Source organism: Microvirga guangxiensis (assembly GCF_900102135.1).
Lineage (GTDB): Bacteria > Pseudomonadota > Alphaproteobacteria > Rhizobiales > Beijerinckiaceae > Microvirga > Microvirga guangxiensis.
On sequence record NZ_FMVJ01000003.1, the window covers coordinates 202,732 to 218,553 of the forward strand.

At 63.6% G+C, this 15,822-nt stretch carries 14 protein-coding genes; 10 read left to right on the forward strand and 4 right to left on the reverse strand.

Annotated elements, in window-relative coordinates:
• Positions 1 to 58 precede the first annotated feature (58 nt).
• The 6 genes from BLP10_RS04545 (at position 59) to BLP10_RS04570 (ending at position 5,643) form a co-directional block, all read left to right on the forward strand.
• On the forward strand, positions 59 to 631 hold the full coding sequence (locus BLP10_RS04545; RefSeq protein ID WP_091130797.1) for a F0F1 ATP synthase subunit delta: 573 nt from the start codon (positions 59 to 61) through the stop codon (positions 629 to 631).
• Positions 631 to 2,160 carry a F0F1 ATP synthase subunit alpha gene (gene atpA / locus BLP10_RS04550; protein WP_091130801.1) on the forward strand — a complete coding sequence of 510 codons (1,530 nt, stop codon included), beginning with the start codon at positions 631 to 633 and terminating at the stop codon, positions 2,158 to 2,160. The genes BLP10_RS04545 and atpA overlap by 1 nt, the downstream gene beginning before the upstream one ends.
• A 54-nt stretch (positions 2,161 to 2,214) precedes the next feature.
• The gene (locus tag BLP10_RS04555) at positions 2,215 to 3,087 is read left to right on the forward strand and encodes a F0F1 ATP synthase subunit gamma (protein WP_091130803.1); all 873 of its coding nucleotides are present in this window, start codon (positions 2,215 to 2,217) and stop codon (positions 3,085 to 3,087) included.
• 21 nt (positions 3,088 to 3,108) lie between these two features.
• Positions 3,109 to 4,563 (forward strand): F0F1 ATP synthase subunit beta, encoded by a 1,455-nt coding sequence (gene atpD, locus BLP10_RS04560; RefSeq protein ID WP_091130805.1) that lies wholly within the window; start codon positions 3,109 to 3,111, stop codon positions 4,561 to 4,563.
• 115 nt (positions 4,564 to 4,678) lie between these two features.
• Positions 4,679 to 5,080, forward strand: a complete 402-nt coding sequence (locus BLP10_RS04565; protein WP_091130808.1) for a F0F1 ATP synthase subunit epsilon — start codon at positions 4,679 to 4,681, stop codon at positions 5,078 to 5,080.
• A 38-nt stretch (positions 5,081 to 5,118) separates the two neighbouring features.
• A complete protein-coding gene (locus BLP10_RS04570; protein ID WP_091130813.1) occupies positions 5,119 to 5,643 on the forward strand; it encodes a 2'-5' RNA ligase family protein in 525 nt (174 codons plus the stop codon).
• A gap of 254 nt (positions 5,644 to 5,897) precedes the next feature.
• Here BLP10_RS04570 and putA read toward each other — a convergent pair whose 3' ends face one another.
• Positions 5,898 to 8,993 (reverse strand): bifunctional proline dehydrogenase/L-glutamate gamma-semialdehyde dehydrogenase PutA, encoded by a 3,096-nt coding sequence (gene putA / locus BLP10_RS04575; protein ID WP_091130815.1) that lies wholly within the window; start codon positions 8,991 to 8,993, stop codon positions 5,898 to 5,900.
• A 115-nt stretch (positions 8,994 to 9,108) separates the two neighbouring features.
• Here putA and BLP10_RS04580 point away from each other — a divergent pair, with 115 nt between their 5' ends.
• A complete protein-coding gene (locus BLP10_RS04580; RefSeq protein WP_091130818.1) occupies positions 9,109 to 9,570 on the forward strand; it encodes an Lrp/AsnC ligand binding domain-containing protein in 462 nt (153 codons plus the stop codon).
• Positions 9,571 to 9,612: 42 nt separating this feature from the next.
• On the opposite strand, the gene BLP10_RS04585 is transcribed toward BLP10_RS04580, so the two are convergent.
• Positions 9,613 to 10,626, reverse strand: coding sequence for a TerC family protein (locus BLP10_RS04585; protein ID WP_091130821.1), 1,014 nt, complete (start codon positions 10,624 to 10,626; stop codon positions 9,613 to 9,615).
• A gap of 300 nt (positions 10,627 to 10,926) precedes the next feature.
• Here BLP10_RS04585 and BLP10_RS04590 point away from each other — a divergent pair, with 300 nt between their 5' ends.
• From BLP10_RS04590 to BLP10_RS04600, 3 genes are all read left to right on the forward strand, one after another.
• Positions 10,927 to 11,961, forward strand: a complete 1,035-nt coding sequence (locus tag BLP10_RS04590) for an ABC transporter substrate-binding protein (RefSeq protein ID WP_210183592.1) — start codon at positions 10,927 to 10,929, stop codon at positions 11,959 to 11,961.
• A gap of 171 nt (positions 11,962 to 12,132) precedes the next feature.
• Positions 12,133 to 12,924 carry an ABC transporter ATP-binding protein gene (locus tag BLP10_RS04595; protein ID WP_425286934.1) on the forward strand — a complete coding sequence of 264 codons (792 nt, stop codon included), beginning with the start codon at positions 12,133 to 12,135 and terminating at the stop codon, positions 12,922 to 12,924.
• Positions 12,925 to 12,931: 7 nt separating this feature from the next.
• Positions 12,932 to 13,699: an ABC transporter permease gene (locus BLP10_RS04600; protein WP_091130829.1), complete on the forward strand. Its 768-nt coding sequence runs from the start codon at positions 12,932 to 12,934 to the stop codon at positions 13,697 to 13,699.
• Between the two features lie 60 nt (positions 13,700 to 13,759).
• On the opposite strand, the gene BLP10_RS04605 is transcribed toward BLP10_RS04600, so the two are convergent.
• A complete protein-coding gene (locus BLP10_RS04605) occupies positions 13,760 to 14,905 on the reverse strand; it encodes a CobW family GTP-binding protein (protein WP_091130832.1) in 1,146 nt (381 codons plus the stop codon).
• Positions 14,906 to 14,909: 4 nt separating this feature from the next.
• Positions 14,910 to 15,818, reverse strand: coding sequence for a DMT family transporter (locus BLP10_RS04610; RefSeq protein WP_139165434.1), 909 nt, complete (start codon positions 15,816 to 15,818; stop codon positions 14,910 to 14,912).
• Between the last annotated feature and the right edge of the window lie 4 nt (positions 15,819 to 15,822).

The following is a 15,822-nucleotide window of genomic DNA, read 5'->3' on the forward strand; positions in this document are numbered from 1 at the left end:
CCCGAGAGCTGCAAGAGCTTCCCCGGTCCGAGACCCGTAACTTGAGAGAGACGATTACGTGGCGCAAAGCGGCTCCCAAGAAGGCCCCCTCCTGTCAGGCGTAGCGTTGCGCTATGCCTCGGCGCTGTTCGAGCTTGCTCGCGAAGCAAATGCCGTGGATGCCGTCGCCGGCGATCTCGGCCGCTTCGATCAGCTGATCCGGGGCAGCGAAGATCTGCAGCGCCTGATCCGGAATCCCATTTTCACGGCTGAAGAGCAGTCCCGTGCGATGGATGCCCTCCTCGCCAAGGCCGGCATCTCCGGCCTTGCGGGCAACTTCATCCGCCTCGTGGCGTCCAAGCGTCGCCTCTTCGCCCTTCCCGACATGATCCGCGCGTACCAGGACTTCGTGTCCGACGCGAAGGGTATCGTCCGGGCCCAGGTGATCCTGGCGGAAACGCCTTCGGACGCCGTCCTCAACGAAATCAAGGCGGCGCTGCGCGACGTCGCCAAGGCTGACGTCTCCGTCGACGTCAAAATCGACCCGAGCCTCATCGGCGGTCTCATCGTGAAGATGGGCTCCCGCATGGTGGATGCCTCGGTGCGCACCAAACTCAATTCCATTCGTCTAGCGATGAAAGAGGTCCGCTGATGGACATTCGAGCCGCTGAGATCTCCGCGATCCTCAAAGAGCAGATCAAGAACTTCGGCACCGAAGCTGAAGTGACAGAAGTCGGACAGGTTCTGTCGGTCGGTGACGGCATTGCCCGTTGCTACGGCCTCGACAAGGTTCAGGCCGGTGAGATGGTCGAATTCGAGAGCGGCGTGCGCGGCATGGCCCTCAACCTCGAGACCGACAACGTCGGCGTCGTGATCTTCGGTTCCGACCGTGAGATCGCCGAAGGCCAGACCGTGAAGCGCACGGGCGCCATCGTGGACGTGCCGGTCGGCAAGGGCCTGCTCGGCCGCGTCGTCGACGCGCTCGGCAACCCGATCGACGGCAAGGGCCCGATCCAGTCCACCGAGCGTCGCCGCGTCGACGTGAAGGCTCCGGGCATCATTCCGCGCAAGTCGGTGCACGAGCCGATGGCGACGGGCCTCAAGTCCATCGACGCCCTCATCCCGGTCGGCCGTGGCCAGCGCGAGCTGATCATCGGCGACCGCCAGACCGGCAAGACCGCTGTCGCCCTCGACACGATCCTGAACCAGAAGCCTCTGAACCAGGGCAACGACGAGTCGCAGAAGCTGTACTGCGTGTACGTCGCCGTGGGCCAGAAGCGCTCCACGGTCGCTCAGTTCGTGAAGGTTCTCGAAGAGAACGGCGCGCTGGAATACTCCATCATCATCGCAGCCACCGCGTCCGACCCGGCTCCGATGCAGTTCCTGGCGCCCTTCTCGGGCTGCGCCATGGGCGAGTTCTTCCGCGACAACGGCATGCACGCCGTGATCGTGTACGACGACCTGTCCAAGCAGGCCGTCGCCTACCGTCAGATGTCACTCCTGCTCCGCCGTCCTCCGGGCCGCGAGGCTTATCCGGGCGACGTGTTCTACCTGCACTCCCGCCTTCTGGAGCGCGCCGCGAAGCTCAACGACAGCCAGGGCGCGGGCTCGCTCACCGCTCTGCCGGTCATCGAGACGCAGGCGAACGACGTGTCGGCCTACATCCCGACCAACGTAATCTCCATCACCGACGGCCAGATCTTCCTTGAGACGGATCTGTTCTACCAGGGCATCCGCCCGGCGGTGAACGTCGGCCTCTCCGTGTCGCGCGTGGGCTCCTCGGCCCAGACGAAGGCGATGAAGAAGGTCGCGGGCAAGATCAAGGGCGAGCTGGCGCAGTACCGCGAGATGGCGGCCTTCGCCCAGTTCGGTTCTGACCTCGACGCCACCACGCAGCGCCTGCTGAACCGCGGCTCGCGCCTGACCGAACTCCTGAAGCAGCCGCAGTTCTCGCCGCTGAAGATGGAAGAGCAGGTCGCCGTGATCTATGCCGGCGTGAACGGCTATCTCGACAACCTGCCCCTGAACCGCGTGCGCGCTTTCGAGGACGGTCTGCTCGCTGCCCTGCGCGGCAAGCACGCCGACATCCTGGAATCGATCCGCGCTTCCAAGGACCTGTCGAGCGACACCGAAGCGAAGCTGAAGGACGTCGTCCAGAACTTCGCCAAGTCTTTCTCGTAAAGACTGACGTTCTCGTAGGATCGAACCGGGATACCGGAGAGGTAGGGCTGCTCGATGCCGAGCTTGAAAGACCTTCGTAACCGCATCGCCTCGGTCAAGGCGACGCAGAAGATCACCAAGGCCATGCAGATGGTGGCCGCCGCGAAGCTGCGCCGCGCGCAGACCGCGGCGGAGGCCGCGCGTCCCTATGCGGAGCGCATGGAAGTGGTGCTCGGCAACCTCGCGTCCGGCATCACTGTCGGGCCCGAGACGCCGCGCCTGCTTGCCGGCACCGGTGGCGATCAGGTTCACCTGCTGGTCGTCTGCACGGCCGAGCGCGGCCTGTGCGGTGCGTTCAACTCCTCGATCGCACGTCTTGCCCGCGATCATGCCAACCGCCTCCTGGCGGAAGGCAAGACGGTCAAGATCATCTGCGTGGGCAAGAAGGGTTACGACATCCTTCGCCGTCAGTTCGCGCAGAACATCATCGATCTGATCGACCTCCGCTCCGTGCGCCAGATCGGCTTCGAGCAGGCCGACCAGATCGCGCAGAAGGTGCTCGGCCTGTTTGAGGCCGGCGAGTTCGACGTAGCGACGCTGTTCTACTCGCGCTTCCGTTCGGTGATCGCGCAGATTCCGACGGCGCAGCAGATCATCCCGGCACAGATCGAGGCTACCGGCGTTTCGTCGGATGCGGTCTATGAGTACGAGCCCGAAGAGGGCGAGATCCTCGCGACGCTTCTGCCGCGCAATCTCACCGTGCAGGTTTTCCGCGCGCTTCTGGAGAACGCCGCTTCCGAACAGGGCGCCCGCATGAGCGCCATGGACAATGCGACCCGCAACGCGGGCGAGATGATCAAGAAGCAGACGCAGACCTACAACAGGTCCCGTCAGGCGATGATCACCAAGGAACTGATCGAAATCATTTCGGGCGCCGAGGCGCTCTGACGAATCCGAGAGGAGCCTCACATGGCTAACACCGCTACTGCCGGCAAGAAGGCCGGTCACATCACGCAGGTCATCGGCGCCGTCGTCGACGTGCAGTTCGAAGGCCACCTGCCGGAAATTCTCAACGCTCTCGAGACCACCAACCAGGGCAACCGCCTGGTGCTCGAGGTCGCGCAGCAGCTCGGCGAGAACACCGTGCGCTGCATCGCCATGGACACCTCCGAAGGTCTGGTCCGCGGTCAGGAAGTGTTCGACACCGGCGCACCGATCTCCGTGCCCGTCGGCGCCGCCACTCTCGGCCGCATCATGAACGTCATCGGCGAGCCGGTGGACGAGGCAGGCCCCATCGTCGGCGAGACCACCCGCGCCATTCACCAGCCCGCTCCTTCCTATGCCGAGCAGTCCACCGAGGGTCAGATCCTCGTGACGGGCATCAAGGTCGTCGACCTGCTCGCTCCCTACGCCAAGGGCGGTAAGATCGGCCTCTTCGGCGGCGCAGGCGTCGGCAAGACCGTTCTCATCATGGAACTCATCAACAACGTCGCGAAGGCGCACGGCGGCTATTCCGTGTTCGCCGGCGTCGGCGAGCGTACTCGTGAGGGCAACGACCTCTATCACGAGATGATCGAGTCGAAGGTGAACGTGAACCCGGCCGAGAACAACGGTTCGGCCGCCGGTTCGAAGTGCGCTCTCGTGTACGGCCAGATGAACGAGCCCCCGGGCGCTCGCGCCCGCGTCGCTCTGACCGGCCTGACCGTTGCAGAGAACTTCCGTGACCAGGGCCAGGACGTGCTGTTCTTCGTGGACAACATCTTCCGCTTCACCCAGGCAGGCTCCGAGGTGTCGGCGCTCCTCGGCCGTATTCCTTCGGCCGTGGGCTATCAGCCGACCCTGTCCACGGACATGGGCGCCCTGCAGGAGCGCATCACCACCACCACCAAGGGCTCGATCACCTCGGTGCAGGCCATCTATGTGCCCGCCGACGACCTGACCGACCCGGCTCCGGCCACCTCCTTCGCCCACCTCGACGCCACGACCGTTCTGTCGCGCTCGATCGCCGAGAAGGGCATCTACCCGGCCGTGGACCCGCTCGACTCGACCTCGCGCATGCTGTCCGCCGCCATCGTCGGCGAGGAGCACTACAACACCGCCCGTCAGGTCCAGCAGGTGCTGCAGCGCTACAAGGCCCTCCAGGACATCATCGCGATCCTGGGCATGGACGAGCTGTCCGAAGAGGACAAGATGACTGTGGCCCGCGCCCGCAAGATCGAGCGCTTCCTCAGCCAGCCCTTCCACGTGGCTGAAGTGTTCACCGGTTCGCCCGGCAAGCTCGTGTCGCTCGAAGACACCATCAAGGGCTTCAAGGGTCTCGTGAACGGCGACTACGATCACCTCCCCGAAGCTGCCTTCTACATGGTCGGCACCATCGAGGAAGCCGTCGAGAAGGCCCAGCGCCTCGCAGCTGAAGCTGCCTAATTGAAATGAAGTCTTGTCCCGGAGCGTGTGCGCACGCTCCGGGACTCACTTTTCAAGCCTGTCTCCAACGACCCCGACCGCTTCTTCAAGAGCGGACGGATGACGAGAAGCTCAGATGGCCACCTTCAATTTCGAACTCGTCTCTCCCGAGCGCGTGCTCTTCTCGGATGCGGTCGATGCCGTCGTCCTGCCCGCCAGCGAAGGCGACATGACGGTTCTTCCGGGCCATGCGCCGATGATGACGACCCTGAAGACCGGGTTTCTTATCATCGGGAACGGCGCCGGCGCCGGAAAGCGCGTCCTGGTGCGCGGCGGTTTTGCCGACATCAGCCAGAACGGCCTCACCGTTCTCGCCGAGCGCGCTCTCCCCACCGAAGAGCTGACCCAGGAGATCCTGGACAAGGAAATCCTCCAGGCCGAGATGGCTTACGACGCCACCAACGATCCGGCGGCCAAGCACGCCGCGGAATCGGCCATCGCGCAGCTGCGCGAAGCCAAAGAGGCGCTGAACTACTGAATTGAAACAACCCGGCCCTGAGCCGGGTTTTTCTTTTCATGACCCACGCCGCGCCGCTTATCCTGACGCTCGCCCTCGATGAGCGCTCCTTCGCCTTTTTCGACGAGCAGAGGCAGCGTTACTTTCCGCCCGCGAGAAACTTCATTCCCGCTCATCTGACGCTGTTCCATCATCTGCCGGGCGCTCATGTCGAAAGCATTCAGCGGTACATCGAAGAACGCTGCTCCGAACTGCCCCCCTTTCCGGCTGAAGTGACAGGCCTGCGCTCACTCGGCCGCGGCGTTGCCTATACTTTGCAATCCGAGAAGCTGAGAGGCCTGAGAGAAAGCTTCGTGCAGGAATGGGCACAATGGCTCACGCCGCAGGACCGGCAAAAGCATCAACCGCACGTCACAGTGCAGAACAATGTCGAGCCCCAGAAGGCGAGGGAGCTGCTCACGGAGCTGACGGAGTCGTTCCAGCCGTTCCAGGCGCAGGCAACCGGCCTGGACCTCTGGTGGTATCGCGGAGGGCCATGGGAGAAGGTGCGCGGCTTTCCTTTTGCGAGAACTGGGTGGTCGTAGCCCGAGACAAGTTATCCCGTGTCCTGCCCATCCAGCTAGCTGCTGGACCCACAGACCTTCCATGATCTGATCCATCAACGGATGGCGCCAGTTTCCCTCCCCCCTTGAGGGGAGGGCCAGGGTGGGGGTGTCGGCGTAAGTTCTGAGATCTTGGCGCTCACACCCCCACCTCCAACTCCTCCCCACAAGGGGGAGGAGAGCTAAAGTGCTCAACCGAGAGGCGCTCAGGTGAAGGACTGGCAGAAGCAGCGCCCTCACTCGCCCATCGCGATGAGATTCGCGTTGCCGCCCGCCGCCGCCGTGTTGATCGTCACCGTCTGCTCGGTGGCGAAACGCAGCAGGTAGTGCGGGCCGCCGGCCTTCGGGCCCGTGCCGGAGAGACCGTGACCGCCGAAGGGCTGAACGCCGACCACCGCGCCGATCATATTGCGGTTCACGTAGACATTGCCGACCGACAACGCGTTGACGATCTGGTTCACGGTGGCATCGATGCGCGAATGCACGCCGAGCGTCAGGCCGTAGCCCGTGCCCTCGATAGCCTGGATCACCTCTTCGAGCTTGCCCGACTTGTAGCGCACCACGTGGAGCACGGGGCCGAACACCTCCTGCGCCAGATCGTGCGGCTTGCTGAGCTCGAAGATGTGCGGCGCGACGAAGGTGCCAGTGGAAGGCGCGGTGCCTGCATAATGCACTTTTGCCTGGCGCTTCATCGCCTCAATATGTCCGTCGAGCTTGTCCTTGGCCTCGCGGTCGATGACCGGACCCACATGAACCGACACGTCGCGGGGGTCGCCGAGCTTCAGCTCCTGCGCGTTGCCTGCGATCATCTCGATCATGCGGTCGGCCACATCGTCCTGCACGCAGAGCAGGCGCAGGGCCGAGCAGCGCTGACCGGCGGAGCGGAAGGCGGACATCACGACATCGTCCGCCACCTGCTCAGGCAGGGCGGTCGCATCGACGATCATCGCATTGATGCCGCCGGTCTCCGCGATCAGCGGAACGATGGCCGCATCCTTGTTCGCCAGCGTACGGTTGATGATGCGCGCGACTTCCGTCGAGCCGGTGAAGACGACGCCCGCGACATCCTTGTGCTCCACGAGACGCGCGCCCACGCGCCCGTCGCCGGGCATGAGATGAAGCGCGGTCTTGCTCACACCGGCTTCGTGCAGAATGCGCACGGCCATGTCGGCGATCAGTGGCGTCTGCTCGGCGGGTTTGGCGACGACACTGTTGCCTGCCATCAATGCGGCGCTCACCTGGCCTAGGAAGATCGCGAGCGGGAAGTTCCACGGCGAGATCGCCACGAATACGCCGCGTCCGCGAAGGCGCAGCACGTTGCTTTCGCCAGTCGGACCCGGCATCGCCTCGCCGGAGCCGAACAGCGTGCGGCCCTGCACGGCGTAGTAGCGGCAGAAGTCCACGGCCTCGCGCACTTCGGAGAGTGCGTCATCGAGGGTCTTGCCCGCTTCGACCTGCAGAAGATGCAGCAAGGCCCCACGGCGCTCCTCCAGCAGGTCGGCCGTGCGCTCCAGAGCCTTCGCGCGGGTTTCCGCATCCGCGCGGCTCCAGGCGGCAAAGCCTGCGCGGGCAGAGGCCATGGCGCGATCCGCGATCTCAGGCGTTGCTTCCGACACCTGACCGGCGACGGTGCTGCCATCGATGGGGCTGATCACCGGACGCGTCTCGCCGGATGCCGCCTTGCCGTCGAGAAGCGGATCGGCGCGGTAGGTTTTCGCGGCGGCCTGCTTGATTTCGCCAAGCAGCGCATCGAGCGAAGCCTGATGGCCGAATTCGACGCCCTTCGAATTGGCGCGCTCAGGACCGTAGAGGTTGCGCGGCAGCGGGAGCTTCGGGTGACGCGCCTGCTCGGCGGAGACGATGATGTCGGCGGGACGCTTGAGGAGAGCCTGCACTGGAACTGCGGGGTCCGCTGCCACCGACACGAACGAGGAGTTCGCGCCGTTCTCGAGAAGACGCCGCACAAGGTAGGCAAGAAGGTCGCGGTGACCGCCCACCGGCGCATAGGCGCGGCAGGCAAGGCCCGGATTGTCCTCGAGCAGGCGCGCATAGAGCGCTTCGCCCATGCCGTGCAGGCGCTGGAACTCGTAGCCCTCCGTGCCGCCCGCGCGCTCGATGATGGACGCGACGGTCAGCGCGTTGTGGGTGGCGAATTGAGGATAGATGCGGGGGCGCAAGCTGAGCATCTTTTCGGCACAGGCGACATAATGCAGGTCGGTCATCGCCTTGCGCGTGAAGACCGGATAATCGTCGAGCCCGCGCTCCTGCGCGCGCTTCACTTCCGTGTCCCAATAGGCGCCCTTCACGAGACGCACCATCATCTGGCGGTCGTACTTTTCCGCCATGGCGGCGATGGCGTCGATCACGGAGCCTGCGCGCTTCTGGTACGCCTGGATGGCAAGGCCGAAGCCTTTCCAGTCGGCAAGCGACGGGTCGGCGATCACGGCCTCGATCACCTCCAGCGAGAGTTCGAGACGGTCCGCTTCCTCCGCATCGATGGTGAAGTTGAGGTCGTAGGATTTCGCCTTCTGCGCCAGCGCGATTACGAGCGGAACGAGCTCGCGCATCACGCGCTCGCGGCTTGTCGCCTCGTAACGCGGGTGAAGGGCGGAGAGCTTCACCGAAATGCCGGGACGGTTCGGCAGAGGCTCGTTGCCGGCGGAGCGGCCGATGGCGTCGATGGCCGCGGCATAGGAATCGTAATAGCGGCGGGCATCGTCCGCCGTGCGTGCGCCTTCGCCCAGCATGTCGAAGGAGTAGCGATAGATGCGGCCCTTGGCCGAGCCTGCACGCTTCAGCGCATCCTCGATGGTCTGGCCGAGCACGAAATGGTTGCCCATCACGCGCATGGCCTGACGGGTGGCGGTGCGCACGGCAGGGAGGCCGAGGCGCTTCGTGAGCTGGCCCAGGATGCTTTCCGGCGTCTCGCCGGGCTGGATCACGCGGGCCGTGATGCCGAGCGCCCAGGCGGAAGCGGAGACGAGGAAGGCGTCGGACTTGGCCTCATGGCCCGCGAAATCCGCCTGACCGAGCTTGTCCTCGATGAGCTTGTCGGCCGTGGCGGCATCCGGCACGCGCAGCAGGGCCTCCGCCAGCACCATGAGGGCGAGGCCTTCCTTGGTGGAGAGCGCATACTCGCGCAGCATCTCCTCCACGCCGCCGAGACCGCCGCCCTTGGCGCGAATCGCCTCGATCAGGCGGGTGGCGCGCTCGTCCACGCGCCGCTCCCGCTCGGGCGACAGCCGGGAACTCGCCAGAAGGCGGGCGGCAATGGCCTTGTCGTCCTCGGCGAAGGGCGGGTTGAAGGGCAGGGCGGCGCTGGAATTCGGCATCGTGGCTTCCTCTGGGAGTTTCCCGGGAATATACGAACCCTTATGCCGTGTTTCGATGGCAATATTTACGCCCTGGCCTTATGTTCCTCGCCTGAAAAGGGCATGGGGCGTGATAATGACGGAAATCGACCGGATTGATCGTAAGATCCTGAAGCTCCTGCAGCAGGACGGCCGGATCTCGACCGTGGACCTGGCCGAGAAGGTGGGGCTCTCCCCCACCTCCACGAGCGACCGAGTGAAGCGCCTGCAGCGGGAAGGGTACATCGCAGGCTTCGGGGCAAGGCTCGATCCGCACCGCCTCGGCCTGGAACTGCTGGTTTTCGTGGAGGTCTCCCTCGACAAGACGACGCCGGACGTCTTCGAGAAATTCGCCGAGGCCGTGAAGCGAGCGCCGGAGGTTCTCGAATGCCACATGGTGGCGGGCGGCTTCGATTATCTCGTGAAAACGCGCGTGGCCGACATGGCGGCCTACCGCCACTTCCTCGGCGAGATCCTGCTCGCGCTACCGGGCGTGAAGGAAACGCGCACCTATGCGGTGATGGAGGAAGTGAAAAGCGACGGGATGCTGCCGGTGTAAAATGAAAGAGGCGGCTTTCGCCGCCTCCTCGGGTCCTGTGCTTTAGGCCTCGTTGGAAATCGTGTGCTGCTCGTCCCTCGTCTTCCAGAGAGAGAACACGACGCCGCCGGCGATCAGCGCGAGGGTCACGCCGAGCGAGATGGTGGGGTCGAGCTTGCCCACGAGCTGGTTCCAGAAGATCTTGCCGCCGATGAAGACGAGCACCAGCGCCAGAGCGTATTTCAGGTAGTGGAACCTGTGCACCATGGCGGCGAGCGCGAAGTAGAGCGCGCGCAGGCCGAGGATCGCCATGATGTTGGCCGTGTAGACCACGAAGGTGTCCGTGGTGATGGCGAAGATCGCCGGAACCGAGTCCACCGCGAAGATCAGGTCGGCGACGTTGATCACCACGAGAGCGAGGAAGAGCGGCGTCGCCCAGGTGACGAGCTTGCCCGACTTGGGGTCAGGCTCGCGCACGAAGAAGTGCTGATCGTGCAGACGGTTCGTCACCCGCATATGCTTGCGCAGGAAGCGGACGATGGCGTTCTTGTCGATGTTGGGCTCGCTCTCGGGCACGAGCAGCATCTTGATGCCTGTGGCGATGAGGAACGCGCCGAAGATGTAGAGCATCCAGGAATATTCCTGCACCAGCGCCGCACCCAGCGCGATCATGATACCGCGCAGAACGATGACACCGATGATGCCCCAGACGAGGGCGCGATACTGATATTTCCGGGGAATCGCGAAGTAGCTGAAGATCAGCGAGATCACGAACACGTTGTCGATGGACAGGGACTTCTCGATGAAGAAGCCCGTGAAGTACGAAATGCCCGCGTGTGTACCGTCTTCGGTCACCAGCAGGCCGGTCTCGAACGACCACCAGATATAGGCGCCGAACAGCACCGCGATGGTAATGTAGAAGGCGGAGAGAAGAAGACTCTCCTTCACGCCGAGTTCTTTGTCCTTCTTGTTCAGGACGCCGAGATCGAAGGCGAGGAGAAAAACGACAAGGCTCAGGAAAGCCGTCCACATCCAGACGGGCTTTCCCAGCCATTCCACGAAGAGGAATTCTGGCATAACCGGACCTATGTTTGCTCAATGCTCAAGCATCGGTTCCGACATCACAGGCGCTTTCTCGCCTGCCAGAGGGGCCCGGTTACCGATTTCGGTCACATGGGATCGGCCTTGCGAGGCGTCAAGAGACCCGCAGACAGAACCGAATGCTCAAATTTTCGTCAATTGAGCGCCTTCGCTGCAGACTTGACCGGGCTACAGGCTTGACCCTGCTCACCAATCTGATTGCATGATGAGTAACAAGGCAACTCAAGCCTCCCGGACTCGTTCAAGAGCTGGGCCATAACAGCAGAGGTAACGGTGATGGTGTCAGGACGTTCGACGAAGGCGGGGATCAGGGGAATCGTGGCCGGGGCAGCCTTGCTGATAGGCATGGCGACCGCGCAGGCTCAGACGCCGGTGCGGTTTTCCCTCGACTGGCGCTGGGAGGGGCCGGCCGCGCCCTTCGCGGTGGCTCTCGACAAGGGCTACTTCAAGGCCGAAGGCCTGGATGTCACCATCGACCCAGCGGCAGGCTCCCGCGAGCCGATCTCCCGCGTCGCTTCCGGCACCTACGACGTCGGATTCGGCGACGTGAACTCCCTTGTGCGCTTTCGCGACGAGAATCCCGGCACGGACCTCAAGGCCGTGATGGTGATCTACGATCGCCCGCCCTTCGCCATCATCGGGCGCAAGAGCCGCGGCATCTCGAAAGATGCATCGAGCCTGACCGGCAAGAAAATCGGCGCACCGGCGGCTGACGGCGCCTTCGCGCAATGGCCGATCTTCAAGACGGTGAACAAGGTTGATGAAACAGGCATGAAATTCGAGAACGTAGGCTTCCCCGTACGCGAGCCGATGCTGGCGCAGGGCGAGGTCGACGCCGTGTTCGGCTTCTCCATGTCCTCCTTCATCAACCTGAAATCCCGCGGCGTGCCGGCGGACGACATCGTCGTGCTCCTCATGAGCGATTACGGGGTCGATCTCTATGGCAACACCATCATCGTGTCGCAGAAGTTCGCGCAGGAGAAGCCGGAAGCCGTGAAAGGCCTGCTGCGGGCGATCATGAAGGGCGTGCAGGATACGGTGAAGGACCCGTCGAGCGCCGTGGATTCCGTGATCAAGCGCAACGACGTCGCCAAGAAGGACGTGGAGCTGGAGCGCCTCAAGATGGTGCTGGAGCAGAACATGATCACGCCCTGGGTGAAGGAGAACGGCTTCGGCGGAATCGACAAGGCGCGTTTCGCCAAGGCGCTCGACCAGATCGGCCTGACCTTCACCTACAAGGAAAAGCCCAGTGTCGAGAGCGTGTTCACGGAAGAGTTCCTGCCCGCCGCCGACCAGCGGAAAGTGAACTGACTCATCCAACGCTCTGTCCTTTACCCTCCCCTAGAGGGGGAGGGTCGCGAGCACAGCGAGCGGGGTGGGGTGAGAAACACTGCGTTCTGAAGCGTCACGCTACCCACCCCACCTCGGCTCTTCGAGCCGATCCTCCCCATCGAGGGGAGGATAAATGAGCGGAGCCCCCCTTTGCCGGTTTTTGTCGACATCCATAACGTCACCCATGTCTATGCCCGCGCCGAGGATGGCGTTCCCGCCGTCGAAAACCTGACCATCCGCATCAATGAGGGAGAGTTTGCCGCCATCGTTGGCCCTTCGGGCTGCGGCAAGTCCACGCTCATGAAACTCGCCACCGGCCTTCAGTTCCCGCGCGAAGGAACGGTGATCGTGGACGGCAAGGAGGTCGGCGCGCCGGTGAAACTGGCGGGCATGGCGTTCCAGAATCCCACCATGCTGCCCTGGCGCACGACCCTCGACAACATCCTGCTGCCGCTTGAGATCGTGGAGCCCCACCGCTCGCGACTGCGCAGGCACAAGGCGGAATACGTGGCGAAGGCCGAAAGCCTTCTTGAACAGGTCGGATTGAAAGGTCAGGGGCAAAAATTCCCCTGGCAGCTCTCAGGCGGCATGCAGCAGCGGGCTTCGCTCTGCCGCGCGCTCATTCACGAGCCGAAGCTGCTCATGCTCGACGAGCCCTTCGGCGCGCTCGACAGCTTCACCCGCGAGGAATTGTGGTGTGTGATGCGCGATCTCCACGCCGCCCAGAAAGTCACCATCATCCTCGTGACGCACGACCTGCGGGAGGCCGCGTTCCTGGCGGACCGTATTTTCTGCATGAGCGCGCGGCCCGGCCGGATCGTAGCCGAGAGGGAGGTGACGTTCCCGCGGCCGCGCGATCTCGAAATCACCTACACACCGGAATTCTCTGAACTCGTCCACGAGCTGCGCGGCCGTATCGCGCAGGCGCGCAAGGCAGCTTGAACCCCTCATGAAAACCAAGAATCAACTTGCCATCGCGCCCTGGATCTTCACCATCGGCTTCTTCGTGCTGTGGGAGCTCGCCTGTCGCGTCTTCAATATTTCCAGCTTCATCCTGCCCGCGCCGTCGACGATCCTGTTCGCCGTCTGGGAGTATCGGACCCAGCTCACCTATCATGCTTTCCATACGCTCTGGATGACGCTCGCGGGCTTTGGGCTCGCTGTCGTGTTCGGGCTGCTGCTCGGCATGGTGCTCGGCTCGTCCCGGCTCATCAATGCGGGCAGTTATCCGCTCCTCGTCGGGTTCAACTCTATTCCGAAAGTGGCGGTGGTGCCGATCCTCGTGTTCTGGTTCGGCGTCGGCTGGGTGCCGCCGGTGCTCACCGCCTTCCTCATCTCGTTCTTCCCCATCGTGGTGAATGTCGCGACCGGCATCGCCACCGTGGAGCCGGAGATGGAGGATGTTCTGCGCGCGCTGGGCGCCTCGAAGAAGGACATCGTGTTCAAGGTCGGCGTCCCGCGCGCGATGCCTTACTTTTTCGGCTCCCTCAAAGTTGCGATCACGCTCGCTTACGTGGGGTCCGTCATCGGCGAGCAGAACGCATCGAATGTGGGCATCGGCAATCTGCTCACCCGCGCCTCCGCCGCTTTCGAGGTGCCCCTCGTCTGGGCGTCCCTTCTGGTGCTCGCGGTGCTCGGCGTCATCATGTACGCGATCACGGCCTATGCGGAGCGCTCCATGACCGGATGGGCGCAGCGCTCGCAGATGGCGGCCTAAAGCATCACCCTGAAAAGTGGGAACCGGTTTTTCCGATAAGATGATGCGAAGCTCGAAAGACTAGCGGCGCAGCGACAGCGGGTTATCCGACAACGCCGCCGCGTCCGGCTGGTCGATGGCCGGGTTTCCCAGAAACGCGTTCCAGAGCTTCTCTACCGTCTCGCGTTCCAGATCGTCCACGATGAAGACGATGCGGCTGCGCCGATCGTCGCTCGGCCAGCGCGGCAGAACGGCGGGCACATGGATCACGTGCTGCACGCCGTGAATCACCACCGGGTGCTCAGGATCTTCCGCGAGCGCGACGAGACCTTTCACGCGCAGCAGCTTTGCGCCTTGGGACGAGCGTAGAAGATCGAGGAACATATCCAGCGTGCCCTGCCGGATGGGCTTGTCGCTGGTGAGGCAGAAGGCGCGGATGCGCTCGTCGTGCCGGTTCACGTCATGATGATGATGGCCATGTTCGTGATGACCGTGGTGATGATGCACATGCTGGTGGCCGTGGCTCTCGTGCTCGGCCTTCTCCACCGCTTCCGTGCGCAGCCATTCGGTCACGTCGGCGATCTTACCGTCGAGGCCGAAGAGGCCGCCTGAGATGATGTCCTCGACAGGCGCATCGGCGTTGAGGATCGCGGCGCCCGGATTAAGCGCACGCAGCCTTTCGTTCAGCTGTGCCAGCTTCGTCCGGTCCTCGATGAGGTCGGCCTTGGTGATGACGATCCGCTCCGCGACGGCGGCCTGCTTCAAGGCTTCCCTATGCGCATCGAGGGTCTGTGCGCCGTTTACGGCATCGACCAATGTCACCACGCCTTCCACCGCGTAGCGCATGGACAGATACGGATGGTAGAGCACGGCGTGGAGAATGGGAGCTGGGTCGGCAAGGCCCGTGGTTTCAATGATCACGCGCTTGAAAGGCGTGATGCGGTCGTTGTCGCGCTTGCGCAGGAGGTCCTCGAGGGTCGCAATCAAATCGCCCCGCACGGTGCAGCACAGGCAGCCTGCGGACAGAAGCACCATGTTGTCGTCGATCTTCTCCACCAGCAGATGATCGAGGCCGATCTCGCCGAACTCATTAATGATCACCACCGTGTCCTGCAGGGCAGGACTTTTCAGCATCCGATTCAGCAGGGTTGTCTTTCCGGCGCCCAGAAAGCCGGTGAGGATCGTCAGCGGGATTGGTGCAGGCGGAGTCAGGGGCGCATGTGTCATGGCGTTAATCCGCAATCGGAATCAAAGGTGCGTCCTTCAGGCGACGCTGTTCCAGAAGAACGTTGGTCATGATGGCGGCGAGCACAAGGCAGCCGCCCGCGACCTGAACGGGAGAAAGGGCCTCGCCGAGGATGAAGGCTGAGGCAACGGAGGCCACCACAGGCTCCGTGCAGTAGATGATGCCGGCAGCAACGGCCGTGATGCGCCCGAGCGCCAGGAACTGCAGGACGAAACCGAAGACGTAGCCGCCGATGGTCATGGCAACGGCAAACGGAGCGAGAGCCAGGATCGAAGGCGGCGCGAGCTGTCCGGTGACGAGGCTGATGAGGATCGAGGTCGGCAGGACGATCAGGTGAATCCAGAACACCTTCGCTACCACGCCGGTTCGGGTGCAGCGGGCCGCCACGAAGAACTGGATGGCCGTGGCGACGCTGGCTGCGAAGGCGAGCGCCAGGCCGCGCCAGTCGAGGCCGGAGAAGGCGGGGCCGACGACGAGACAGACGCCGAAGGTCGCAACCACCACGACGCCGATGAGCAGAGGCGTCAGCGGCGTCTTTTCTACGAAGGGGCTGGCGAGAACGATAAGGATGGGAAAGGTGTAGAACACCACTGCGGCGACCGCCACTGGAATGAAGGCGACGGAGGACAGGTAGCAGATGCCGACGAAGGCGGTGGAGATGCCGAGGAGAAGCATCTTGCCTCTCTCCTCGCGCGCCATGGCGAGCGAGCGCCGCGCGGCGAAGGCCACGATGGCCACAAGCGCCAGCATCAGAAACACACGGTAGACCACGATGGCCGAGCCGTTGGCGCCGGCGAAGGACGCCATGCGCGCGAAGACGATGTTGAGGCCGTAGAGGCTGGCGGAGCTGACAGCGAAGAGAAGGCCTGTGGCGTGGTGGGAGGAGCGCGTCATGACG